This is a genomic window from Mucilaginibacter polytrichastri, assembly GCF_001911425.1.
In the GTDB taxonomy this organism is placed as follows: Bacteria; Bacteroidota; Bacteroidia; order Sphingobacteriales; family Sphingobacteriaceae; genus Mucilaginibacter; species Mucilaginibacter polytrichastri.
In genome coordinates, this window is record NZ_MPPL01000001.1 from 1564008 (window position 1) to 1588875 (window position 24868).

The 24868-nt window shown below is 42.9% G+C and carries 17 protein-coding genes; 12 read left to right on the plus strand and 5 right to left on the minus strand.

What is annotated here, in order from left to right; translation table 11 throughout:
• Nucleotides 1-63: 63 nt before the first annotated feature.
• From RG47T_RS06795 to RG47T_RS06840, 10 genes are all read left to right on the plus strand, one after another.
• Nucleotides 64-2502, plus strand: a complete 2439-nt coding sequence (locus tag RG47T_RS06795) for an ABC transporter permease (RefSeq protein ID WP_074488721.1) — start codon at nt 64-66, stop codon at nt 2500-2502.
• Between the two features lie 92 nt (nt 2503-2594).
• Nucleotides 2595-5069 carry an ABC transporter permease gene (locus RG47T_RS06800; RefSeq protein WP_074488722.1) on the plus strand — a complete coding sequence of 825 codons (2475 nt, stop codon included), beginning with the start codon at nt 2595-2597 and terminating at the stop codon, nt 5067-5069.
• A gap of 28 nt (nt 5070-5097) precedes the next feature.
• Nucleotides 5098-7599, plus strand: coding sequence for an ABC transporter permease (locus RG47T_RS06805; RefSeq protein ID WP_074488723.1), 2502 nt, complete (start codon nt 5098-5100; stop codon nt 7597-7599).
• Nucleotides 7600-7722: 123 nt separating this feature from the next.
• Nucleotides 7723-8754: a DUF4097 family beta strand repeat-containing protein gene (locus RG47T_RS06810; protein ID WP_074488724.1), complete on the plus strand. Its 1032-nt coding sequence runs from the start codon at nt 7723-7725 to the stop codon at nt 8752-8754.
• A gap of 261 nt (nt 8755-9015) precedes the next feature.
• Complete coding sequence (locus RG47T_RS06815; protein WP_074488725.1) at nt 9016-9693, plus strand: ABC transporter ATP-binding protein; 678 nt, start codon at nt 9016-9018, stop codon at nt 9691-9693.
• Nucleotides 9694-9700: 7 nt separating this feature from the next.
• A complete protein-coding gene (locus RG47T_RS06820; protein WP_074488726.1) occupies nt 9701-11020 on the plus strand; it encodes a TolC family protein in 1320 nt (439 codons plus the stop codon).
• Between the two features lie 122 nt (nt 11021-11142).
• Nucleotides 11143-11754, plus strand: coding sequence for a porin family protein (locus RG47T_RS06825; RefSeq protein WP_074488727.1), 612 nt, complete (start codon nt 11143-11145; stop codon nt 11752-11754).
• Nucleotides 11755-11909: 155 nt separating this feature from the next.
• Complete coding sequence (locus RG47T_RS06830) at nt 11910-13670, plus strand: glycoside hydrolase family 9 protein (protein ID WP_074488728.1); 1761 nt, start codon at nt 11910-11912, stop codon at nt 13668-13670.
• A gap of 53 nt (nt 13671-13723) precedes the next feature.
• Complete coding sequence (locus RG47T_RS06835) at nt 13724-16006, plus strand: glycoside hydrolase family 3 N-terminal domain-containing protein (protein WP_074488729.1); 2283 nt, start codon at nt 13724-13726, stop codon at nt 16004-16006.
• Nucleotides 16007-16162: 156 nt separating this feature from the next.
• Entirely contained in the window at nt 16163-17326 is a 1164-nt protein-coding gene (locus RG47T_RS06840) for a zinc-dependent alcohol dehydrogenase (RefSeq protein ID WP_074488730.1), read from the plus strand.
• A 77-nt stretch (nt 17327-17403) separates the two neighbouring features.
• On the opposite strand, the gene RG47T_RS06845 is transcribed toward RG47T_RS06840, so the two are convergent.
• The 5 genes from RG47T_RS06845 to RG47T_RS06865 all read right to left on the minus strand — a co-directional run bounded on the left by RG47T_RS06845 (nt 17404) and on the right by RG47T_RS06865 (nt 22732).
• Nucleotides 17404-18615 carry a DUF3667 domain-containing protein gene (locus RG47T_RS06845; RefSeq protein ID WP_083627319.1) on the minus strand — a complete coding sequence of 404 codons (1212 nt, stop codon included), beginning with the start codon at nt 18613-18615 and terminating at the stop codon, nt 17404-17406.
• Between the two features lie 203 nt (nt 18616-18818).
• Nucleotides 18819-20078, minus strand: a complete 1260-nt coding sequence (locus RG47T_RS06850) for a nucleoside permease (protein ID WP_074488732.1) — start codon at nt 20076-20078, stop codon at nt 18819-18821.
• A 275-nt stretch (nt 20079-20353) separates the two neighbouring features.
• Nucleotides 20354-20953, minus strand: a complete 600-nt coding sequence (locus tag RG47T_RS06855) for a bifunctional nuclease family protein (protein ID WP_074493203.1) — start codon at nt 20951-20953, stop codon at nt 20354-20356.
• A 32-nt stretch (nt 20954-20985) separates the two neighbouring features.
• Complete coding sequence (locus tag RG47T_RS06860; protein WP_074488733.1) at nt 20986-21963, minus strand: electron transfer flavoprotein subunit alpha/FixB family protein; 978 nt, start codon at nt 21961-21963, stop codon at nt 20986-20988.
• Between the two features lie 31 nt (nt 21964-21994).
• Entirely contained in the window at nt 21995-22732 is a 738-nt protein-coding gene (locus tag RG47T_RS06865; RefSeq protein WP_074488734.1) for an electron transfer flavoprotein subunit beta/FixA family protein, read from the minus strand.
• Nucleotides 22733-22779: 47 nt separating this feature from the next.
• On the opposite strand from RG47T_RS06865, the gene RG47T_RS06870 reads away from it, so the two are divergent.
• Nucleotides 22780-23127, plus strand: coding sequence for a tetratricopeptide repeat protein (locus RG47T_RS06870; RefSeq protein ID WP_074488735.1), 348 nt, complete (start codon nt 22780-22782; stop codon nt 23125-23127).
• Between the two features lie 10 nt (nt 23128-23137).
• Nucleotides 23138-24337 carry a chromate efflux transporter gene (gene chrA, locus RG47T_RS06875; RefSeq protein WP_317041620.1) on the plus strand — a complete coding sequence of 400 codons (1200 nt, stop codon included), beginning with the start codon at nt 23138-23140 and terminating at the stop codon, nt 24335-24337.
• The last annotated feature ends 531 nt before the right edge of the window (nt 24338-24868 follow it).

Sequence of the window (24868 nt, forward strand, 5' to 3'; positions counted from 1 at the left end):
TAGTCATAATCAAAAGATGAGACCGACAACACACAACTGATAACAGATAACTGACAACAGATTATGCTTGGCAATCACATTAAAATATCACTCAGAACATTACGCAGAAACCGTACATTTTCTGTGATCAACGTATTGGGGCTTGCATTGGGCATCGCTATTTTTTTGCTGATTACCGAGTATGTAGCTTTTGAATGGGGCGCAAACAGGTTCCATAAAAACTTCGACCAGTTATACCGTGCATCAACTTTTACAGCTGATGCAGATAAAGGCGATTATTACCTGCCTCCGGGTTATGCACCGACTTTAAAAAACCGGGTGCCGGGTATCAATGAAGTTGTACGTGTAGCCGAAGGTGTAGGCAGTGGTTTGGTAATTGTGCCGGGTACCAATGGAAGCACGGCGGGCAATAAATCATTCCGGGAAAACAAGGTGTCTTTTGCTGATGATAATTTTTTTCGGGTATTTAGTTTCCCGGTTATTAAAGGGAGTACTTCACTGGCAAAGGCACAAACCATGGCTATATCGGCAAGTATTGCTCAAAAATATTTTGGTAATGGCAACCCTATTGGGCAGGTGTTAAACATTAAAAACCAATTTGGGCTTACGCCTTATACGGTTACAGCTGTTTATGAAGGTATGCCGCAGCAGTCGGATATTCAGGCTGATATCTTATTGTCGTACAAAACACTGGAGAATGCCGCTTTTCGTAACGGAAACAATTGGGCAGACCCCAACGGCTTAGGATCAGGTTATACCAACATTTACTTTATGCTGAATAAAGGTGTTGATCTTAAACTGTTTGAAGCACAGGCCACCCAAGTGATCCATAAGGCAGCACCGGATGCCGCAAAAGCCACCCTGGCATTTCAGCCGCTTAGAAATCTGCACATCGCGCCATCATTCAGTTATCATTTTCAAACGTATGGCAGCCTGGTGCTGGTGGTTTCATTTTTAAGCGTTGCGCTGCTCATCATGATGATTGCCTGGCTTAACTATATTAACCTGTCTACCGCGCAGGCACTTTACCGCGCAAAAGAATCCGGAGTACGTAAAGTGCTCGGTGCTAGTCGCATGCAAATTGTAGGGCAATACCTTACAGAAACCGCTATATTAACCTTAATCAGCATTGTTATAGCTATCGTATCTGTTAAATTGGTACAGCCATTTTATAATAACTTTTTAGGGAAAGAACTGTCGCTAACCGTACTAAACCAGGGTCGGTTTTGGGTGGGTGGCATTACTGTGGTATTTACAGGTTGTTTTCTTGCGGGAGGCTATGTAGCTTTTATGCTTAGTTCAATTGATCCGCTCAAAACCATTCGCGGCAAAGCGGCCATTACCATAGGGGGTATTTCGCTGCGCCGCAGCCTGGTTGTGTTTCAGTTTACTACTTCTGTTATTTTAATTATATCAACCATAACGCTTTACCGCCAGCTTAAATATATGCAAACGCAGGACTTGGGCATGAACGTACAGCAGCGGGTGGTAATAAGCGGCCCTTCCACATTAAGTGGTTCGCAGCGTGATAATACGCTGGCCTTTGAAAACCAGTTAAGGCAGTTGCCTTATGTGCAAAAACTAGCCGCCTCCAACAACGTACCTGGCGAAGGGTATAACTTCTCGGCCGATGGTATTACCCGGCTCAATGCTAATGTGGGTGACGATAAAAAGTCATACGCGATGCTGATTGTAGACGATAAATATTTTGACACCTATGACATTAAGATTAAAGCAGGTGCAACTTTTACGCCACAGATGCTGGAGCAAGGTTGGTCGAAAACACATAAGATAATTATTAATGAAAGTGCGGCCGCACAATTGGGATTTAAAAACACGGAAAATATAATTGGGCAAAAAATTAAATGGGACGCCGAATTTGAAGTGGTAGGGGTGGTTAAAGACTATCACCATTTATCGCTGCATGAATTTATAAGGCCGATGATTTTTTTACCGGCAGTTGCGCATAATTACTTCACCATAAAAATGGATACTCGTAATCTGGCCGGACATGTAAGCCAGCTAAAATCTATTTACGAGCATAGCTTCCCCGGTGAGCCTTTCACTTACACTTTTGCAGACGAAAGCTTTGATAAGCAGTACAATGCCGAGCAAAAATTAGGCAATGTGTTCATGGCTTCGGCAGGTGCAGCCGTTTTTATTGCTGCTTTGGGTTTATTTGGACTGGCCACGTTTGCCGCCCGCCAAAAAATTAAAGAAATTGGTATCCGCAAAGTGCTTGGCGCTAATGTGTTAAATATTGTTACGCTGATATCTGCTGACTTTTTAAAGCTGGTTGCCATTGCAATAGTAATAGCATCGCCTGTGGCATGGTACATCATGAATAAATGGTTACAGGATTTTGCTTACCACACCAGTATACAATGGTGGGTATTTGCACTTGCCGGTAGCATTGCTGTAGTGATTGCATTTGTAACGGTAAGCATCCAGTCGGTAAAAGCTGCCATTGCCAACCCCGTTAAAAGTTTGCGTAACGAATAAATTTGGGGGCAAAGGATATTTTGGGTAAAGGGAACTTAAGACAAAAGATAAAGGATTGAAATAAGGCAGACAACCGATAACAGACAACCAATATGATCAAGAATTACTTTAAAATTGCCTGGCGTAACCTTACCCGTAATAAGGTAAGCAGTATTATAAATATTAGTGGTTTGGCTATTGGCCTGGCCTGCGTGCTTTTTATTGGCCTGTATGTAAACGATGAACTGAGTTACGACCGGTTTTTTAAAGATACCAACCGTTTGTACCGGGTAAACCTCGATGGCAAAATGGGGAACGAGGAGTTTTTGCTTGGCCACACACCGCCGCCGGTTGGCGCGGCGCTTAAAAACAATTTTTCTGAGATAGAGAGCTATACGCGGATCTTTAGACCGGGCAATGAGATCGTTTATTTTGAAAACAATGGGCAGAAGAAATCACTGACCGAGAAAAACCTGCTTGCGGTTGATGCTAATTTTCTGCAATTGTTAAGCTACCCCTTAGTTGCAGGCAATGTTAATACCTGTTTAAACGGAGTAAATTCGGTGGTACTAACCCAAAAGGCCGCCAAAAAATACTTCGGCGATGCATCGCCCATGGGCAAAACTTTAGTTTTGGATGAGTATTCCAAACCCTTTACCGTTACTGCTGTACTAAAAGATTTACCAACACAATCATCCCTGCAGTTTGATATGTTGCAGAGTACCGAGAGCATCCCGCCGGTGAAGCGTTTTAACTGGAGCTGGGTGTGGCTGCAAATGGGCACTTATGTAAAGCTGAAACCCAATGTGGCCAGTGATGCTGCCGGCATTAAACGGTTAGAAAGCAAGTTTCCGGCTATGGTGAGCCAACAGGCGGCCAGCGCATTTAACCGTATTGGCCAGCCCTGGGCAGAGTTCATCAAAAAAGGTGGACACTGGGACCTGCACCTGCAACCCATTACCGAGCTGCACCTGCACTCGTCTAATGTTGGCACCCGTTATTTTAACCCCGGGGATATTAAGTATGTATACATATTTTCGGCCATTGCGCTATTTATTATCTTGTTAGCTTGTATCAACTTCATGAACCTGTCAACTGCGCAATCTGCTCGCAGGGCCAAAGAGGTGGGTATCCGCAAGGTGTTAGGGTCGGGCCGTAAACAGCTGATTGGTCAGTTTATGGCAGAGGCTTTTTTGTATTGCCTGTTTGCCGCTGTAATTGCGTTACTTATTGTTAGTTTGGCATTGCCGGCGTTTAACCAACTGTCAGAAAAAACATTGAATATTGGCGCGCTGTTTGGCTTTAAAGCTATTGCCGGTATAATGGGATTAATTGTTATTACCGCCATATTAGCAGGCAGTTATCCTGCATTTTTCCTTACTTCGTTAAAACCGGTAAGCATTTTAAAAGGAAGCGGGATATTTAAAGATGCCAACGGATTTGTAATGCGCAATGCCTTGGTGATATTTCAGTTTACGGTTTCTACTGTGCTGATTATCTGTACCATTATCGTGTATAAGCAATTGAATTTTACGCAGACCAAAGATCTCGGCTTCAATAAAGAAAATGTACTGATTGTTGAAAATGCCGAACGTTTGGGCCAAAGTGCAGAAAGTATGCGCCAGGAATTACTACGCCTGCCACAAGTACTCAATGCCACTATTTCGACAGGGATACCTACTCAAAATAAATTTGCGGATACCTACATTCCCGAACTGGAACCGGGTAATACCAAAAGTGGGGAGAATAACATCCTGCTTTCCTCATTTGTTGTAGATGAAGCTTTTGCACCAACCTTAAACCTGAGCATGCTAAGCGGCAGAAATTTCTCAACCGCTTTTGCAGATTCGGCATCGGTAGTAATTAATGAATCGGCCGCAAGGCAAATTGGCTGGAAAAACCCCATCGGTAAAACCATGACCTACCCAGGTGGTAACAACCGCCAGTTTAAAGTGGTGGGTGTGGTTAAAGATTTTAATGTAGAATCTCTGCATGACGTTGTTGCCCCGTTTGCGCTTTTCTATAAAACATCAAAAACTTACGGGTCGCCTACGTCATACATTACGGTACGGATAAAACCCGGTGATTATGCCGCTACCATTGCCGCCATACAAAGCAAATGGAAAACCTTTATGCCCGATAACCCATTCGAGTACAGTTTCCTGGATGCCGAATTTGATTCGCTTTACCGGGCCGATCAAACTATAGGGAAGGTATTTAGTGTGTTTACCTTTTTATCGCTAACTGTGGCTTGCCTGGGCTTATTAGGCTTGGCTATCTATACCGCACAACGCCGCACCAAAGAGATCGGGATACGTAAAGTATTAGGTGCATCAATCGAAAACGTGGTAACCATGCTTTCTAAAGATTTTTTGAAACTGGTGATCATAGCTTGCGTGCTCGCATTTCCGATAGCATGGTACGCCATGAATAAATGGCTGCAGGATTTTGCCTACCGCACACCGGTAAGCTGGTGGGTGTTTTCGCTCGCCGCGGGTATTACGCTGGTTATCGCATTGTTTACCATCAGCTTTCAATCTGTCAAAGCTGCGTTAACCAACCCCATTAAAAGCCTGCATAATGAGTAAATAAAGCATAACCCCTAAACTTTATCATATGACTTTCCTGAACGTTAAACTCGCCATCCGAAATCTGAGCCGCAACAAGCTCTACACTTTTATAAATATCAGCGGGTTAAGTATTGCTTGCGCTTTTTGCATACTTACCTATTGGTATGTTAAAAACGAGCAATCCTTTGATGCTTTTCATCACGATCAGAATAGGCTGTTTAGGATAGAACAAACAAATTTATTTAATCCAGAACCTGTTAAAAAGGAAAAGAGCTTTTTCTCTTTTTTAACAAAAGAGGACGAGCAGAAGAACCTGATACAAACCCCGGTGATACTTGCCGGCGATTTAAAAGGCAGTTTCCCGCAAGTGGAGAACGCGGTGCGGATAAAAACACTGTCTGATATAGTTATACGTGTTGATAACGAAAGCTTTAGAGAAAAAGATGGTACGGCAGCTTATGCAGATGCTGATTTCTTTAAGGTTTTTAATTATCCATTATTATCGGGTAATGTTAACCAGGTATTATCGGGGAAAAATCAAATTGTGATTACTGAACGGGCAGCTAAAAAGTATTATGGATACAGTAGCCCTATAGGCCGGAGGTTAGAGTTTCCTAACGATAAAATGATTTTTACAATTGCGGGTATTGCTAAAGATTTTCCATCTAATTCAAGCTTTCAATTTGATATAATAATACCCCGTACGGCTGATCCTGATTACAATGAATATATTAAACAGGGTACAAACACTTTTAGCGATTTGCTAATTGTTAAATTAAAACACGGCGTAGATGTAAACAAGTTTCACACTGCACTTAACTTGTTTGGGCAAAGCTACTATCAAAAACTGGTAAAGAGCATGCGCCAAGATAATCCGAAGTTAAAACAGCAAGGAATAGACATATACATGAGGCCATTTGCAGAAGCTCATTATAACCAGGGTGAGGGTTGGGGCCATTATACCAGCCTTAAAAATGTATACCAGTTTATCTGTCTCTCTGTCATTATTTTAATTATTGCAAGCCTTAATTATATCCTGTTAACGTTAACCAGTACTATATCGCGCTCGCAGGATGTTGGCGTGCGCAAAACCATAGGGGCTAACAGAAAAGAAATTATTTTGCAGTATTATGCAGAAACACAGATACTGGCTGCAATTGCGGTATTTGCTGGCTTGGTGCTGTCGGTAACATGCCTGCCATTATTTAATAATTTAACAGGGAGCGATATCCATTTGCAAAACATTGCTCCTGATGAATTAGTGCTATCATTAATAGGGCTCGCTTTTATGCTCGGCATTATCGCGGGTATATACCCGGCTATGGCTATGTCTGGCCTCAAACCGCTTAATATTATGCGCGGTTTTGCTACTTATCGCATTAATCCTGTAATGTCTAAAGTGCTTGTTATTATGCAGTTTACTATTTGTGTGGTATTAATTATTACCACGCTTGTAATTGGTAAGCAAATGAAGTTTGTAAATACCGCACAAATGGGGTTTGATAAAGATCAGGTGGTACTTATCAGAAATCCTTATGGGTGGGCAGATCGTCAAAAAATCAGATCGTTAAAAGAACTACTTTATCATTACGTAGCTACCGAGCCGGTATTGCAAAACATTACCGCTACAGGCTTTAATTTTTCAGCATACAATAATAACGGACATATTGTTAATGGCAAACAAATTTTTGTGCAAGAATTACAGGTAGATTTTAATTATTTGTCTTTTAATAAAATCCCTATTATTAAAGGCCGAAATTTTTCATCAGCAACACCAGCAGACAGTGCTAAGATTAAATTAAGCGCTACACAACAAATACCTAAAAGTTCTACGGTAGGAAGAGCGATAATTATTAATGAAACGCTATACAACATGCTCGGAAAACCTAAAATGGATGAAATAAACCCCGAAATGGGCGCTTTAATAATAGGCGTATGCAAAGATTACCATACAGATGATCTGACTAAAAAAATAGGACCAGCATATCACCGTATCAGCACTTACGCTCCAGATTATTTCTGGATCAAGATAAAGGCTGGTAAAAATATCCCCGATGCAATGGATAAGATTCGTATCAACTGGAATAAGCTCACTGGTAACAGCCCTTTCACGTATACTTTTATGGATGAGGATGTAAAAAAATCGTATGATGTGTATCTGCGTTGGATGGATACTATCAGCCTCTCTTGTGTTATTGCTATTCTTATTTCCTGCCTGGGTTTGTTTGGTTTATCAGCAATTACAACCATTAACCGTATGAAGGAAATAGGCATTCGTAAAATACTGGGCGCATCGGTAACCAACCTGTTTGTGCTGATAAACCGCAGCACTTTTGCACTGGCTTTATGTGCCTTTGTAATAGCCACGCCAATAGCCTTATACCTGGTTAACGAGTGGCTGGATAATTTCGCATATCGCATTAAAGTTGATTGGTCGCTGTTTGCGTGGGCAGGTATTGCTACCACTATTACTGCTGTAATAGCAGTGAGTTATCATACCATTAAGGCAGCAATAACCAACCCGGTAAAAAGCCTGCGTAACGAGTAAATATAGTTGAGCGTTAGTTAATGAGGCGTTTTGAGTTTCTATTCACTCATTCAAAACTATATTTTAATTCCGGTGCAACTATCGGCAAAAAACTTGCGTCTCATGGATAACTAAATCAACATTATGAAAATCAACCTTCTTTTAGCAATGCTTTGCCTGGGTAGTACTGTTGCATCAGCGCAAAACGAGAAAATACCATTTATAACAAAATCGCTGGCCAGCTATGGCGTTAAAACAGCATTTGTAAACACATCGGGCGGTAGTATTAGCGTAACCGGCGTTACCGATAATACGGCCAGGGTAGAGGTTTATGTTAGCAATAACCATGGCGAATACCTAACCAAAGAAGAAGCGCAAAAACGCATTGAAAAAGACTATACCCTTGATCTCGACGTGCATGATGGCGAACTCCATGCCACTGCTAAATCAAAAAGAAGCTTTAACTGGGGCAACAATAACATCAGCATTTCTTTTAAAGTATATGTGCCTGTAAAAACAGCTACCAACTTAAATACCAGCGGTGGCAGCATCAGCTTAGATAATTTAAGCGGTAACGAACGGTTTGAAACCAGTGGAGGCAGTTTACATGTTGACCATCTGGCCGGCATCATCAAAGGCCAAACCAGCGGAGGCAGTATCCATGTAAGTAATTCTAAAGATAATATAGATCTGGAAACCAGCGGCGGCAGTATTTCTGCCGATAATTGCCAGGGCAGTATCCGTTTAGAAACCAGTGGCGGTTCTTTAAATCTTAGCCGCCTGAGCGGCAGTGTTAAAGCCACCACCAGCGGCGGCAGCATCCATGGCGATGATATAGGCGGAGAGCTTATTACCGGTACTAGTGGCGGCAGTATTAACCTAACCGGTATTGATGGCAGCCTTAATGCATCAACCAGCGCAGGCAGCCTGCATGCACAATTTAAGCAAGTTGGCAAATATGTAAAGCTGGACGTAAGCTCTGGTCATATAGACTTGGTATTGCCGGCTAAACAAGCATTAAACCTGGATATTACTGCTGGCAACATTACCAAAAGCCAGTTAAATAACTTTAGCGGCGATGTTGATAAAGAACACATCCGTGGCAGCATAAACGGTGGCGGTGCAGTAGTACGCGCCGATGCAGGCAGCGGCAGGGTTAATTTATCATTCAATTAATAGCGGTTACCAACCCATAATAAGTAGTTAAAGCAGGCCGGGTATTTACCCGGCCTGCTTTTTTTGTGAAATAGCATAAGGTATAATTTGCCTTAAAATTGTATCATTACCGTACGCACCGTGTTACACAACCGAACAGTTTGTTTATTTAAATTTAATATAAAGTTATTGATAATCAGATAGTTAAATGTTTGGTATGTTATTGATACTTTACTGCACGGTTAAACAACCCAAAAACAACAGATCACAAACAAATTATATATGTTATCCTTAAAAAATATCTCTAAATATTACCAGGCAGGCGGCAATAAAACCTACGTGCTCAATAACGTAAGTCTTGATGTTGATGCCGGTGAATTTGTATCCATTATGGGGCCGTCGGGTTCGGGTAAATCAACACTTTTGAATATTATAGGCATGCTTGACGAGCCATCCGAAGGTTACCACTACTTTATGAAAGAGGCCGTTCATCAGCTAAAAGAAAAAGCCCGGTCGGCTTTATATAAAGAATATATCGGGTTCGTTTTCCAGGCCTATCACTTAATTGATGAGCTTACCGTTTATGAAAACATCGAAACCCCATTAATCTACCAGAACATTAAAAGCTCGGAACGTAAAGCCCTGGTTGCCGATATGCTGGATCGTTTCCAGATCGTGGGTAAAAAAGATCTTTTCCCGGCGCAGCTTTCGGGCGGGCAGCAGCAGCTGGTGGGTATTGCCCGCGCACTGATTACCAAGCCACGTGTGATACTGGCCGATGAGCCTACCGGTAACCTTAACTCCAAACAAGGGGAGGAGATCATGGAGCTTTTCCGCAAGCTGAATAAAGAAGATAAGGTTACTATTATCCAGGTAACACACAGCGAAAAAAATGCAGAGTATGGTACGCGCATTATCAATGTGCTGGATGGAAAAATTGACTCATCAAGAAACGTTTAATACAGTAATGAAATACCTTAAACAACTATTTACTGCGCTGCTCTTATGCTCATCTATCCCGGCTTTTAGCCAGGCAGATACCCTTTACACCTTGCAGCAGTGTATTGATATCGCGGTACGCAATAACCTTGATGTGAGAAAAAGTGAGCTGCAAATGGACAAAGACCGGGTATACTGGAACCAGGCCCGCGAAAACATGCTGCCCCAGGTTTATGGCGATGCTTCGCGCGGTATTAATAATGGCCGCAGTTTAGACCCCGCTACTTATACCTACGTTAACCAGCAGATCACTAATGATAATTACAGCCTTAACAGTAGCCTGGTGCTTTTAAAAGGGTTAAGCCTTTTAAATGGTGTTAAACAAACTTCACTGGCTTACCAGGCCGGTAAGCTCGATTTTCAACAGGCTAAAAATGATATTACTTTAAATGTAATTACCACTTATCTGCAGGTATTACAAAGCGAAGACCAGGTTGCGCTTAGCAACAAACAAATAGAGGTTTCGCAGCAACAGGTAGACAGGTTGAAAATCCTGAACAAAGACGGCAGCATTTCGCCGTCAGACTTGTCTGATCTCCGCGGAACTTTGGCAACCAACAAACTATCGCTCATTGATGCCCGCAATGCCATATTTGCCAACAAATTAAACCTGTTGCAATTAATGAATGTGCCTTACAACCGCGATGTTAAATTACAGCGCCTGCCGGCAGATCAATTGCCCGGTCAGTATGGCCAAACGGTAGATGAAATTTATGCCAATGCATTGAATGATTACCCGATGGTAAAAGCGGCAGACCTGCGTTTAAAAAGCACCGAAAAAGGAGTGGCCGCAGCTAAGGGGCTTTACTATCCAACGTTATCAGTAGGTGGGGGCTTATCAAGTTACTATTCGAGTGTTGATAACACAGGTTACCATTCGCAAATTAATAATAACTACAGCTATGGCTTTAGCCTGGGCTTGCATATCCCGATTATTAACTTTTTCCAAACCCGCAATAATGTAGCATTGGCTAAAATTGATATGCTGACCGCCCGTTATACCACCGAGACTACTAAAATAACGCTGAAGAAAAACGTAGACCAAGCTTATATCAACATGGTTTCAGCTTATGATCGTTACCAAACATTGTTAGATCAGGTAGATGCCTATACCGAATCATTTAAGGTAGCCGAGGCCAAGTTTAATGCAGGCGTGCTCACATCGGTTGATTTTATTGTATATAAAAGCAACATCGACAATGCCAAGCTTAACCTCATTGGCGCGCGTTACAACTATTTTATCCGTACCAAAATATTAGATTATTACCAGGGGAGATTAACCTTGTAGTTATTTTAAACCAAAACAACACAATTATTAGAACCGGGCATACTACCCGGTTTTTTTAGTTGTTATATATTTGCAGCACAAAAAATAGCAAAAGCTGTTAATTATAAACTTATACAATCACTATGAAAAAGATCACATTACTATTAATTGTAATTACAGGCATTGTAAGCAGTGCATCGGCGCAGCTTTTACCAACATTTCAGTTTGGTGTTAAGGGCGGGGTTAACCTTTCGGCTATATCTACTTCCGGCTCTGTGTTTAATAACCTCAATACCAATAACCGTGCAGGCTTTCTGGGCGGTGTTTGGGCAAGGATAGGTGGCGCAGGCTTCCATTTCCAGCCAGAGGTTTATTATACCAGTAAAAATGTAACGTTTAAAAATGATGCAGGTGCTTACGATAAAGCCGAGTTTAAAAGTATTGATGTGCCTTTATTGGTAGGTACTCGTTTTGGGGTACCGGCTTTGGGAGTGCGTTTAAATACCGGTCCGTTGGTTTCTTTTGCCATTGATAAAAATCAGGATATTCATGGTGCACTTGTTGAAGCTTCTGATCTGCACTATAAAGATCAGAATTACGCCTGGCAGTTTGGTGCAGGTGTGGATATTAAAAGTATTTCCTTCGATCTGCGTTACGAGTTAGGTTTAAGTAAGGTTGATAATTTTGCTGATGATGGCCACGCTAAAATCAATATGTTTAACCTTACGGTAGCTTATCGTTTATTCGGATTATAATAAACTAGGATAGCACAAAATTACATTTGTGCTATCCTAGTTTACATTTATGCTATTGTACTTGTTGTAGTATTTACACTATATTTATCAACCAATTACCCCGGTTTGATAATAATGTTTTGCCAGGCCGGTACACGATACCAAGTACAATAGCCATGAATCTTAAAAGCAAGTTTTCGCTAATAATAGCTTGTGTAGCATACCTGCTGGTATTTAGCCAGGCTTACAGTCAAAATGCAGATAGCATTCGCTTAAACCAAATAGGTTTTTATCCGGGCGCTCCCAAAAAGGCTATTATTTTAGATGCTGATCACGGGATTTTTTACCTCGAAAACACAGCCGGTAAAAAGGTATTTACAGGCACCATTAGCAGGTCTGTAAACAAAGGCTTCAATGGTAAATATACGGGCATAGCTAACTTTACTCAGTTTAACGCAACCGGTACCTATAAACTGGTTATCCCTCAAAAAGCAGAATCATATACTTTTACTATTGCCAACGGCGCACTTAAAAGCGTGGCAGATGGTGCTATAAAAGGCTTCTACTACATTCGTGCTTCTATAGAAATTAAAGAGCAATACGCCGGTAAATGGCACCGCGCAGCAGGCCACCCGGATGATAAGGTAATCATCCATTCATCAGCCGTAAGCAAAGGCCGCCCGGAGGGCACGGTAATCTCTTCGCCCGGTGGCTGGTATGATGCCGGTGACTATAACAAGTACATCGTAAACAGCGGCATTTCAACGGCTACGCTTTTGTCGTTGTACGAAGATTTTCCGGCCTATATGCAAACCGTAAAGCTAAACATCCCCGAAAGCAGCAACAAACTGCCCGATGTTTTGGATGAGGCATTATGGAACCTTCGCTGGATGCTCACCATGCAAGACCCTGCCGACGGCGGCGTTTACCACAAACTAACCAACCCGGCGTTTGATGCCATGATTATGCCCGACCAGGCAACCAAGCCCCGTTATGTAGTACAAAAAGGCACGGCTGCCACGCTTGATTTTGCCGCTGTAATGGCACAGGCCAGCCGCATCTTCGCTAAATTTCCGCAGCAATTACCCGGCCTTGCCGATTCATGCCGAATGGCGGCTACACAGGCATGGGACTGGGCTGTTAAAAACCCTGCTGTACTTTACAACCAGGATAAGATGAACAAAACCCATGAACCTAAAATAGTAACAGGAGGTTATGGCGATACCAAAGTAGATGATGAATTTGTGTGGGCTGCCTGCGAATTATTGGTAACCACACAAAATCATATTTACGTACCCTATATAAAATTAGTGCCTGTAGATGCCATGACGGTACCAAACTGGGGCGATGTGCGTACCATGGGCTATTATACCTTATTAAAACACCAGGATATTGTATACACCACAGCCTTTAATGAACTGCCGGGCTTACAAACCGATTTTTTGAAAATGGCTGATAATCTTATTGCCAACGCAGGCGACAATGCCTACCAAACTGTAATGAATAAGGTAGCCAAAAATTTTGGCTGGGGTAGCAGTTCGGTTGCTGCCAACCAGGGCATGGCTTTAATACTGGCTTACAAGCTCACCAGCGATAAAAAGTATCTGGATAATGCATTGGCTAACCTCGATTACCTGCTGGGCCGCAACGGCACCGGGTATTGTTATTTAACAGGCTTTGGCCATAAACCGGTTATGCACCCACACCACAGGCCATCTGTTGCCGATGGCATTGAGGAGCCGGTACCCGGTTTGTTATCGGGCGGGCCAAATCCGGGCCGTCAGGATAAGGTACCAACACCTTCGTCCGTACCCGACGAAGCGTTTATAGATGACGAAAATGCTTATGCCGTAAACGAGATCGCTATAAACTGGAATGCGCCAATGGCCTACCTGGCCAACGCTATACAGGCCTTAGAGGGCAAACAGAAAAAATAAGCCAACAAAAAACTCAATCATCAATCATAACAAAATCAATCAAACCCAAACAAATGACAAGATTTACAAAAATCTGTAGCCTAATGTTATTCGGCTCGGTCAGCCTGATGGCCCAGTCTAAAAAAGCGCCTGTGACGCCGGTAAGCGCACTCGATAAAAAGGTCGACGCACTGATAGCCAGCATGACACTCGAAGAAAAAGTAGGCCAGATGACCGAAGTTACCCTCGATGTGGTATCTAAAACAGGTGCTGCTACACAAAAAATGGACGATGCCAAGCTAAAAGAGGCTATCGAAAAATATCACGTAGGTTCTATATTAAACGTTAGCGGCGCAGCTTACGAGCGCGAGCACTGGCACGAAATTATATCAACCATACAAACCGCAGCATTAAAAGACCGTTTGAAGATCCCGGTGATTTACGGTATAGATGCCATTCATGGTGTTACCTACACGGTTGGGAGTACCCTTTTTCCGCAGGAGATTGCCATGGCTGCCACTTTTAATAAAGAACTGGCTCACAAAGCCGGTGAGATTACCGCTTACGAAACCCGCGCAAGTTACATTCCCTGGAATTATTCGCCGGTATTAGATCTGGGCAGAAACGCTTTATGGCCACGTATTTACGAAACCTTTGGCGAAGACCCGTTTGTGGTTAAAACCATGGGTGCCGCCATGATTAAAGGCTACCAGGGTAATGATATAGGAGATAAATACCATGTTGCCGCTTGTATGAAACATTACCTGGGTTACAGCGCACCACTAAGCGGTAAAGACCGTACCCCGGCCTGGATACCAGACCGCTACATGCGCGAATACTTTTTACCATCATTTGCCGAAGCCGTTAAAGCAGGTGCAAAAACAGTGATGATCAACTCGGGCGAAATTAATGGTACGCCGGTACACAGCAGCAAATACCTGCTTACTGACGTATTACGCGGCGAACTGAAATTTGACGGTATTGCCGTAAGCGACTGGCGCGATATTCAATACCTGTTTACCCGACACCATGTAGCATCATCGCAAAAAGAAGCCGTAATGATTGCCGTTAACGCAGGTGTGGATATGAGCATGGTGCCTTATGAGTATAGCTTCTTTGATTACCTGGTGCAATTGGTACACGAAGGTAAAGTGCCGATGTGGCGCGTTAACCAGGCTGTACACCGTATTTTGAAGGTGAAATATGAACTTGGTTTATTTGAACGCCCGGTTGGTAACCCGTCCGACTATCCAAAATTCGGATCAGAAGAGTTCCGTGCATCAAGTGTGCAGGCTGCCCGCGAAGCCATTACGCTTTTAAAGAACAACAATAATGTGTTGCCGCTTAAAAAAAATCTGAAAGTATTGGTAACAGGCCCAACAGCTAATACCATGCGCTCATTAAACGGTGGCTGGAGCTACACCTGGCAAGGTGATGTGAGCGATAAGTTTGCTGCCAATAAGAACACCATACTGGAAGCTATCCAGAAAAAAGTGGGTAATGATAACGTGACCTATCAGGAAGGTTCTAAGTTTGATACCCTGACCAATGTAGAAGAAACCATCAAGGCTGCTAAAAAATCAGACGTGATTGTGCTTTGCCTGGGCGAGTTATCTTACACCGAAAACGTAGGTAACATAGATGACCTAAACCTACCGGATGCGCAAATCCAGTTAGCTACAGAGCTGGCTAAAACCGGTAAACCGGTAATATTGGTACTGGCTGAAGGCCGCCCGCGTATTGTAACCAAGGCCGAAAGCCTGTCTGCAGCTACCGTGATGACCTACCTATCCGGTAATGAGGGTGGTGATGCATTGGCCGATATTTTGTTTGGCGATGTAAACCCATCCGGTAAACTGCCCATCACTTACCCAAGGTATACCAACGCACTGGTTAACTATTACCGCAAAAATTTAGAGAACGGTAACTCTGATGATAGCCATGGTTACAACCCATTGTATGAATTTGGTTTTGGCTTAAGTTATACCACTTTCCGTTATGGTAACCTGCACGTTAGTACTCCAGCTTTAAAGGATGGGCAGACCTTAAAAATTACAGTTGATGTAACCAATAGCGGCCAGCGAGAAGGCAAGGAATCTGTTTTGCTTTACATTAGCCAGCAGTATGCCAGCATAGCGCCGGATACCAAGCGTTTACGTGGCTTCGACAAGATCAGCCTTAAACCAGGCGAAACCCAAACGGTGAGCTTTAATATTACCCCGGCAGATCTTGCTTTTATCAACGATCAAAGCAAATCGGTAACCGAGGCAGGCGAATTTAAAATTCAGCTGGGCGACCAAACTCAAAGCTTTAATTACGTATCTGCAACTGTGCCGTCCAGAACAGGGAAACTGTAATCACTCAATAAACTCTATAACCGGGCTGTCCTGAATACCAGGGCGGCTTTTTTTATTATATAATTACTTATTTATCGTTTTAATTAATTTATATAAACTATAACTATTAACTAGTGTTAGTATTTCATAAAACATCTATAAACTAAAATCTATTTTATGAAAGCAGCAGTGTTCCACAAACCGGGTGATATTACCTGTACCACAGTACCCGACCCAACCATTGAAGATGCAGGAGATGTAATTCTAAAAGTAACTTCAACAGCCATATGCGGCTCAGATCTCCATATTTTGGATGGTGGCATACCACAGGCTAAAGACATGGTGATGGGCCATGAGTTTATGGGGATTGTGGAAGAGATAGGCCCATCTGTTAAAAATTTAAAGCGTGGCGATAGGGTAGTAGTGCCCTTCCCGATAGCTTGTGGGCATTGTTTCTTTTGCACCCACGGTGCATCGCCGCATTGCGAAAATTCTAACCACGAGCATTATGGCCCGGAGGGTGGCCTGGTAGATCAAAAAGGTGGTGCTTTGTTTGGTTACACAGATCTGTATGGTGGTTACAGTGGTGGCCAGGCAGAATATGTGCGTGTGCCTTATGCCGATGTGAGCCCGCGTATTGTGCCTGATAACATGACTGATGAGCAGGTGCTCTTCTTGTCGGATATTTTCCCTACAGGTTGGTCGGCTATTGACTGGGCTCAGTTAAAGGGTGGCGAAGTAGTAGCCATTTTTGGCTCTGGCCCGGTAGGTTTAATGGCGCAAAAGGCAGCGTGGTTAAACGGTGCAAGCCGGGTTATAGCTATCGACCCATTAAATTACAGGTTACAAAAGGCAAAGCAGGCCAATAAGGTAGATACCTTAAATCCGCATGAAGTTGACGTGGTGGAAGCCATCCGCGAAATGACAGGTGGCCGTGGTGCGGATGTTTGTGTAGATGCTGTAGGTTTTGAGGCCGAGCGCTCATTTTTAGACAAGGTTAAAGCAACCATCAACTTCGAGAAAGGCACCATGAAGGTGCTGGAAACATGTTTTAGAGCGGTGCGACGCGGTGGTACAGTTAGTATTGTTGGTGTATATGGCACCCCGTTTGATAATTTCCCGCTGGGGCAAATGTTTGATAAAGGTATTACCATTAAACAAGGCCAGGCACAGGTGTTAAACTATGTAGATCACCTGATAGATCTGATTAAACAGGAAAAGGTAGTGCTGGATGATATTATATCTCATCGGTTACCGTTAAGCCAGGTTTCGCATGCTTACGATATCTTCAAAAATAAACAAGAAGATTGTGTAAAGGTGGTACTGAATCCCTGGGCATAAATAATACAATAGATAAAAAGGAGTAAGGGTTAAAGATTTTCTTTAATCCTTACTCCTTTATCATTTTTCTTTACCTTTTATACAGCCGTTGCTGCAGTAATTAACACCAGGCCAACCATGCAGAATGAAAATACCATGAGGTAAACAAACGATATCCCTATCATTTTACTTACAGTTCTGAACATGCTTCTGTGATATACAGTTCTGAAAGCCTTGTAAAGGTATAGTGTAATACCGGCCACCCCCAAAAAATCTACCCAGCCATGCAGGTGCATTACATCGGGTAATAGTTTCAGCAGCATGGTAATAGTTAAAAACAAAAATAAGAAACAGTGCAGGTGAAACGAGAAGATTAGGTGTTCTACATAAAACTTCTTGTTATTCCAAAACGCAAACCTTAATATGAGTGCAAACAGCGGCAGCAGTACAAACATCATTTTAGGCACGTTGTGTTTCAGCTCTTCCATGAAAACTTCTCTGGCGCGGCTTCCATATTTTTTATACGCATATACCTTACGTATGGCCATGCGCTGAAAAAAGCCATCGCGTTCGGCAGCAGGGAGTTTTTGTTGCGAAACAGCGTAATCTGCGTAGGTAGAGTCTTCTGCATTGTTTAATAACCTTGAGAAGAACGTGTCATTATCTTTATCCACTTCAAGATCGCCATCATAATCCAACTTTTTATGCTTGTTTTTTAATTTAGCCTCATTGCCTTTCGCTATGCTAGTATCAGATTTTACCGGATTAACTTTTAATGTTTTTTTACCAAGGCTGTCGCTTGTTGTCGTCATGTTAATCATTGGCGTACTGCCAATGGTTTTAGTATCAATTTTGATAAAATCAGGGGTATTCCTGGCTATGGCCTCAAGCTTTTTCTTTTGCGAAGTGGTAAGATTAGGATTGGCCTCCAATTGCTTTATTAAAACAGCGCCTTTTTCTGTGCTGCTGAGTTTTTTGATATCCTCTTTTTTCTCTTCCTGGCCGTGTTTAAATATCAGAATAAAGAAAATTAAACTTATAAAAATGTACATTTTTATAGGGTGCAGGTATTGTACCCTGCGGCCGGCCATATACTCGTTGGTAAGCTTGCCCGGCTGAAATAGTAATGGTTTTAGGGTATGAAAAAACTGATGATCGAAATGGAAATAATCGCTTACGGCATGGTTCATTAAGTGACCAAAATTCTCTTTGATCTGTAAATTCTCCTGGCCACAATGATGACAAAATTTTCCTTCTAATTCGGTTCCGCAGTTTAGGCAATCATTTTCATGGCGGTAATGTTTTTTCATACTTTAAAATTGCTCCCCACTAATTAAAGGGAGATAAGGTACATCTGTAGATAGAAATATGTGAGCCATTAAAAATAGCAAATTTGTTATCCTTTTTTATGCAAAAGCACAAAATAATAAAGCGAAATGCACAATTTTCGTAACAAAAAACTTACTCATTTAAGGTATACCCAATTGGGCAGTTGATGCCTGGTATTTACCTGTTATGCGTGTTGTATAGCACGCTCGAGTGCCATATTGTGTTTGTATCTGAATACGAATGGAAAAATGATGGCGATGACCAAAGCGTAAGCTGCAAAGGTGAGCCAGATACCGTGCCAGTCTTTACTTTGATCTGCATGGGTAAAAAACTTATCAATAATTACACCGCTGGCAAAGCTGCCAAATAAGGCGCCAAAACCATTCACCATCATCATAAATAAACCCTGCGCGCTGCCCCTGATCTCGGGCGTGGTTTGCGTTTCCACAAACAGCGATCCCGAAATATTGAAGAAATCAAACGCCATACCGTATACGATACATGACAGAATAATCATCCATAAACCATCGGCCGGATTGCCAAAAGCAAAAAGACCAAAACGTAAAACCCAAGCCAGCATACTGAATAACATCACGTACTTGATACCAAATTTGCGCAGGAAGAATGGAATAGCCAGGATGAACAATGTTTCAGAGATCTGCGAGATTGACATAATGATGGCGGGGTATTTTACCGCGATCAGATTGCGGTAGGTGGGCACATTATTAAAATCGTGAATGTAGGTATCGCCGTAAGCATTGGTAAGTTGTAGGGCCGCGCCTAAAAGCATAGAAAAGGCGAAGAAAATAGCAAACTTAGGTGTTTTGAATAAAGCAAAGGCATTTAAACCCAAAAGGCTTGCAAATGATTTGCTGCTGGTTTTGGCCAGTAGCGGTGGGCATTTTGGTAAACTAAATGAATAGATACCCAATGCTAATGCCACAGATGAGGCAATATAAAATTGGTTTACAGAAGTTTCGTTATGGGTAAGGCTTACCGTCCATAAGGCGGCAATAAAGCCGATAGTGCCCCAGATGCGAATAGGGGGATAATCTTTTACTACATCCAGATTGCTCTTTTTAAGTGCCGAATAGGCAACCGTAATCGATAGCGACAGGGTTGGCATATAGCAGATCATGTTGAGCAATATCACCCAGAAAAAAGTAGTTGGATTAGTTACCAAGGGTAGGCTGAACAATACCAGTGAGCCTAAAATATGCAGCGCACCGTAAAGTTTTTCGGCATTGATGAACCTGTCTGATATGATACCTGTAAGGGCAGGCATAAATATGGCCGAGATACCCATGGTAGAAAAAATAGCCCCGAACTGTGCACCCGACCAATGTTTATTTTGAAACCAGTATGCCCCGATGGTGAGCAGCCAGCAGCCCCAAATAAAAAATTGCATAAAGTTCATCAGTATTAAGCGAAACTTAATATTCATACAGCACGGGTTTAAACAAGTTATAGTTTAATGTTAAAACAAAGTCGGAAAGTAACGAAATATTGCGAAATCAGAAAGCGATGTGGATAGATTACAACAGAATGGCAGGTAATGCAGAATATTGTTTTGTAAATAGCATGTTTGGCTACCCTGCCAGTCATCCTGAACTTGTTTCAGGATCCCACTTGCTAAGTTCAAATAATGCAAAGTGTACACGTGTCCTTTGGGATGTCGAAACAAGTTCGGCATGAGGGGAGAAGATTTAAGGTAATTCCTTACGAAGACCTTCTTCTACCCAATTCATCCCTGATCTTAGCCGCTTTTTCATAGGCTTCATCGTTAAGGGCATCTTGCAGTTTAGTTTTAAGCTCATCTTCACTCAGCGAAGCGTAACTGCCTGTGCCCGAAACCGGGGTTTTTTCTTCTTGTGGTTCGTTCAGGTTTTCGAGATAAACAAAATCGTTGCCTTCTATCACAATGCCCGCGGTAGAGAGGATAAATTCGTAAGTATAAATTGTGCAATCAAACCTTACGGCCATGGCAATGGCATCAGAGGTGCGGGCATCAATTTCTATCACCTTTTTACCGTCAGAGCAGATCAGCTTGGCATAAAAGATGCCGTCAACCAGGTTGTAGATAATAATTTCCTGTATGTTAATGCCATATGCTTGTGCAAAGCTTTTAAATAGATCGTGGGTTAGGGGGCGGCTTGGCGTCATTTTTTCTATCTCTATAGCAATGGCCTGGGCCTCAAAGCTGCCAATAATAATAGGCAGCCTGCGGCGTCCGCTCACTTCGCCTAAAACTAAAGCATACGCGCCCGATTGTGTTTGGCTGTAAGATAAACCAACAATATCAAGCTTAATTTTTTTCATGTTATTACCCATCACAACAAAAAACCCTTTTTTTATGCCGAAGCTTTATATGCTTTTACCGCATCAATTAATTTTGGAACAATTTCAAACGCATCGCCAACTATGCCATAGTCGGCTACTTTGTAAAACGGCGCTTCTGCGTCTTTGTTGATCACAACAATAACTTTAGACGAGCTGATACCGGCTAAATGCTGGATAGCCCCCGAAATGCCAATAGCAATATACAAATTTGGGCTCACAGCTATACCCGTTTGCCCAACATGTTCGCTATGCGACCGCCAGCCAGCGTCTGATACCGGCTTTGAACATGCTGTAGCAGCACCCAATAATCCGGCCAGTTCTTCGATCATGCCCCAGTTTTCGGGACCTTTAAGGCCCCGGCCGCCAGATACTACGATCTCCGCATCTGGTAAAGATACTTTATCTGCCGATTTTATAATCTCTTTTAACATGGCTTTAAAGTCAGATTCTTTGGTTTCTACCAAAAAATCTTCAGTAACGGCGTTTGTAATATTTTCAATAACCTTGTAACTGTTTGGTATCAAAGCAATTACTATATTAACCGAAGTAAGTTGCACCATCGCAAATGCTTTGCCAGAAAATGCAGTTTTTTTAACAATAAACTTACCATCGGCAGTTTCTGGTAATGAAACCGCGCCGTCTGCAATACCTGCACTTAATTTTACGGCCACACGCGGGGCTAAGCCACGGCCCGAGAAAGTGTTGGAAATTACAACAACATCTGCCTGTTCTGCTTCGGCCGCTTTGGCAAGTACAGCGGCATAGGCCTGGTTCACAAAGTTTTTAAGCTGGCCGTTTGATACATTTAAAATTTTGTGCGCGCCATAATTGCCCAATGCGCTTAATTCGTCGCTACTTACATCGCCGATAGAGATGGCGGTAAGCGTTGTATTATTTTGGTTTGCAATGGCACGGGCGTAAGAAACGGCTTCGTAAACCGATTTCTTGAATTTGCCGCCCGTGTTTTCTGCATATACTAAAACCGACATATGGTTGATTTTTATGTTTAAATAGATAGAATTAAATAACCCTGGCCTCGTTATGCAACAGAGCTACCAGTTTGGCAACATCATCTGCCGCAACCAGTTTTACCTGGCCGCGTGGGGCAGGGGTTTCATAGCTGATAATTTCAGTTAATGTTTTTACCTCCACAGGTTCTACCACGGCCAGCGGTTTGGTACGTGCCGACATAATGCCGCGCATATTCGGAATTTTCGATTCGGCTACGCCCTCGGCTGTGCCGGCCACAAAAGGCAATGGGATGGTCAGGGTCTCTTTACCGCCTTCAATCTCGCGCTCTACGGTAGCTTGTGTGCCGTCTAAATCCAATTTCTTAATGATGGATACCGATGGTAGATCCAGCAGTTCGCCCAGCATGGCGGCCAGTTTAGAGCCATTGTAGTCGATAGACTCGCGTCCGGTTAGTACCAGGTCAAATGGGTGTTGCTTTATATATGCTGCAATTTGCACGGCCACAAAATAAGCATCATGTGCGGGGGCATTAACCCTCACAGCATCGGTTGCGCCAATGGCTAAGGCTTTGCGTATGGTAGGCTCATTAGCAGCTTCGCCAACGTGTATTACCGTAACAGTGCCTTTGCCTCCGTCTGTTAATTCAATAGCACGGGCCAGCGCAATTTCATCATAAGGGTTTATAATAAATTGTACGCCTGCTGTATTAAATTGGGTGTTATTAGCGTTAAAGGTTACTTTTGTAGTGGTATCTGGTACGTTACTAATACATACTAAGATGTTCATTATATCATAGGTTTTTACAAAGGTAATTAAAAAAGGAAGAGTTTAAAATGCAGCCATCCCGTTTAGAAAAGCTATTAGAATTTATTAAAAACGAGCCTAATGACGAGTTTTTACAATACGCATTAGCCACAGAATACCTACGGCTGGATGATAAAGAAACTGCTTTAAGCTATTATGAAGGTTTGGTTGCCAACCACCCTGCTTATGTAGGTACTTATTACCATTTGGGCAAACTATATGAGTTGCTTAACCGTAAGGAAGATGCCATAGCAACCTACCAGAGCGGGATGAATGCCGCCCGTGCCGCCAAAAATAATCATGCATTATCAGAGCTGCAATCTGCCTATATGCAGGCCAGTGGTTTATATGGCGACGAGGATGACGACGACTTTTAACCCCTGAATTTTGACCAAGCGACACCTGCTTTTTATGCGCGATGCGCTGCTTTATACGTTTACGGCCTTTGGTGGCCCGCAGGCGCATCTGGCAGTTTTGCTGCGCGAATTTGTAGAGAAACGCAAATACATAACCGAGGCCGAACTGATGGAGCTAAACGCCCTATCGCAAATGTTGCCCGGCCCTTCATCAACCCAAACACTGGTTGGCATAGCCTGGAAGGTAGGTAAACTGCCCCTCGCGCTTATTACTTTCTTAATTTGGGTGTTGCCCTCGGCCACGGTGATGTGCATTGCCGGGATTAGCTTTAAAGTGCTGGCTAAAGGCAATCACTTTGCCGAGATCATCAGGTACATTCAGCCTATTGCGGTTGGGATTGTGGCTTATGCCGCTTATATCTTCGCCCAGCGGGTTTTAAAAACCAGGGTGAGCGTAATGCTGGCTATTGCATCGGTAATAGCCACGCTGATCTTACAGAACCCATACGCTTTCCCACTGCTGGTTATGATGGGTGGCATTGTGTCATCCGCGTTGGAAACTCAGCCGCAGGAAAACGAACTGCGGGTAAAACTATTCTCTAACGTTAACCCCAATAAAATTGCTTATTTCATCGGCATCCTGCTGCTGTTTGCCGCTTTGGGTGCGTTGGTTAACCGTACATCGCCGTTTAGTTTGCCCATCCGTTTGTTCGAAAACTTTTATCGTAACGGAATCCTGATATTTGGAGGAGGGCAGGTGTTAGTACCGCTGATGTTTACCGAGTTTGTGGAGTTGAAACATTACCTCACCAATACCGAGTTTTTATCCGGCTACGCCATCCAGCAGGCTTTACCGGGGCCTACATTTGCCTTTACATCTTTTTTGGGGAGTGTTACCATGGCCAACAGTGGTTTCGGTATTGCCGGGCAAGTGATGGGCGCAATTGTGGCTGTTATCGGCATCAATTTACCAGGGCTCATCCTTATCCTTTTCATCGTTCCGTTTTGGGAAGATCTGAAGAAGATAACCCGCATCCGTAACTCGCTAAGCGGTATTAACGCCGTTGCCGTAGGGTTTATGATCACCGCATTTATATTGCTTATAAGGCCATTCGGTGTTAACTGGCTGGCTTATAGCATTATGCTGGCCACCTTTTTATTATTGAAATTTACGCGGATTAAAACACCTGTTATTATTGTAATTGGTGTTTTGGTAGGGTGGTTTTTTTAGAAGAGATAACTTCACCGTCATGCCGAACTTGTTTCGGCACCCCACTTGCTAAGTTTACGAAGTGAAATGTTTAAGACCTGTCCTGTGGGATGCCGAAACAAGTTCGGCATGACGGGCGGAGGGGAATATTTCGGTATGCCAATACTAAGCAGGCGATATAATTTTTCACAGTCATGCCGAACTTGTTTCGGCACCCCACTTGCTAAGTATACGAAATGAAATGTTTAAGACCTGTCCTGTGGGATGCCGAAACAAGTTCGGCATGACGGGCGGAGGGTAAATGTTTCGGTATCCAATACTAAGCAGGCGATATAACTTTACCGTCATGCCGAACTTGTTTCGGCACCCCACTTGCTAAGTATACGAAATGAAATGTTTAAGAACTGTTCTGTGAGATGCAGAAACAAGTTCGGCATTACGGGCGGAGGGTAAATGTTTCGGTATGCCAATACTAAGCAGGCGATATAATTTTTTACCGTCATGCCGAACTTGTTTCGGCACCCCACTTGCTAAGTTTACGAAATGAAAAGT

Excerpts from the sequence above, each read along its gene's own strand:
- RG47T_RS06795 (WP_074488721.1), top strand. The coding sequence starts at position 64 with ATGCTTGGCAATCACATTAAAATATCACTCAGAACATTACGCAGAAAC.
- RG47T_RS06800 (WP_074488722.1), top strand. The coding sequence starts at position 2,595 with ATGATCAAGAATTACTTTAAAATTGCCTGGCGTAACCTTACCCGTAAT.
- RG47T_RS06805 (WP_074488723.1), top strand. The coding sequence starts at position 5,098 with ATGACTTTCCTGAACGTTAAACTCGCCATCCGAAATCTGAGCCGCAAC.
- RG47T_RS06810 (WP_074488724.1), top strand. The coding sequence starts at position 7,723 with ATGAAAATCAACCTTCTTTTAGCAATGCTTTGCCTGGGTAGTACTGTT.
- RG47T_RS06815 (WP_074488725.1), top strand. The coding sequence starts at position 9,016 with ATGTTATCCTTAAAAAATATCTCTAAATATTACCAGGCAGGCGGCAAT.
- RG47T_RS06820 (WP_074488726.1), top strand. The coding sequence starts at position 9,701 with ATGAAATACCTTAAACAACTATTTACTGCGCTGCTCTTATGCTCATCT.
- RG47T_RS06825 (WP_074488727.1), top strand. The coding sequence starts at position 11,143 with ATGAAAAAGATCACATTACTATTAATTGTAATTACAGGCATTGTAAGC.
- RG47T_RS06830 (WP_074488728.1), top strand. The coding sequence starts at position 11,910 with ATGAATCTTAAAAGCAAGTTTTCGCTAATAATAGCTTGTGTAGCATAC.
- RG47T_RS06835 (WP_074488729.1), top strand. The coding sequence starts at position 13,724 with ATGACAAGATTTACAAAAATCTGTAGCCTAATGTTATTCGGCTCGGTC.
- RG47T_RS06840 (WP_074488730.1), top strand. The coding sequence starts at position 16,163 with ATGAAAGCAGCAGTGTTCCACAAACCGGGTGATATTACCTGTACCACA.
- RG47T_RS06845 (WP_083627319.1), bottom strand. The coding sequence starts at position 18,615 with ATGAAAAAACATTACCGCCATGAAAATGATTGCCTAAACTGCGGAACC.
- RG47T_RS06850 (WP_074488732.1), bottom strand. The coding sequence starts at position 20,078 with ATGAATATTAAGTTTCGCTTAATACTGATGAACTTTATGCAATTTTTT.
- RG47T_RS06855 (WP_074493203.1), bottom strand. The coding sequence starts at position 20,953 with ATGAAAAAAATTAAGCTTGATATTGTTGGTTTATCTTACAGCCAAACA.
- RG47T_RS06860 (WP_074488733.1), bottom strand. The coding sequence starts at position 21,963 with ATGTCGGTTTTAGTATATGCAGAAAACACGGGCGGCAAATTCAAGAAA.
- RG47T_RS06865 (WP_074488734.1), bottom strand. The coding sequence starts at position 22,732 with ATGAACATCTTAGTATGTATTAGTAACGTACCAGATACCACTACAAAA.
- RG47T_RS06870 (WP_074488735.1), top strand. The coding sequence starts at position 22,780 with ATGCAGCCATCCCGTTTAGAAAAGCTATTAGAATTTATTAAAAACGAG.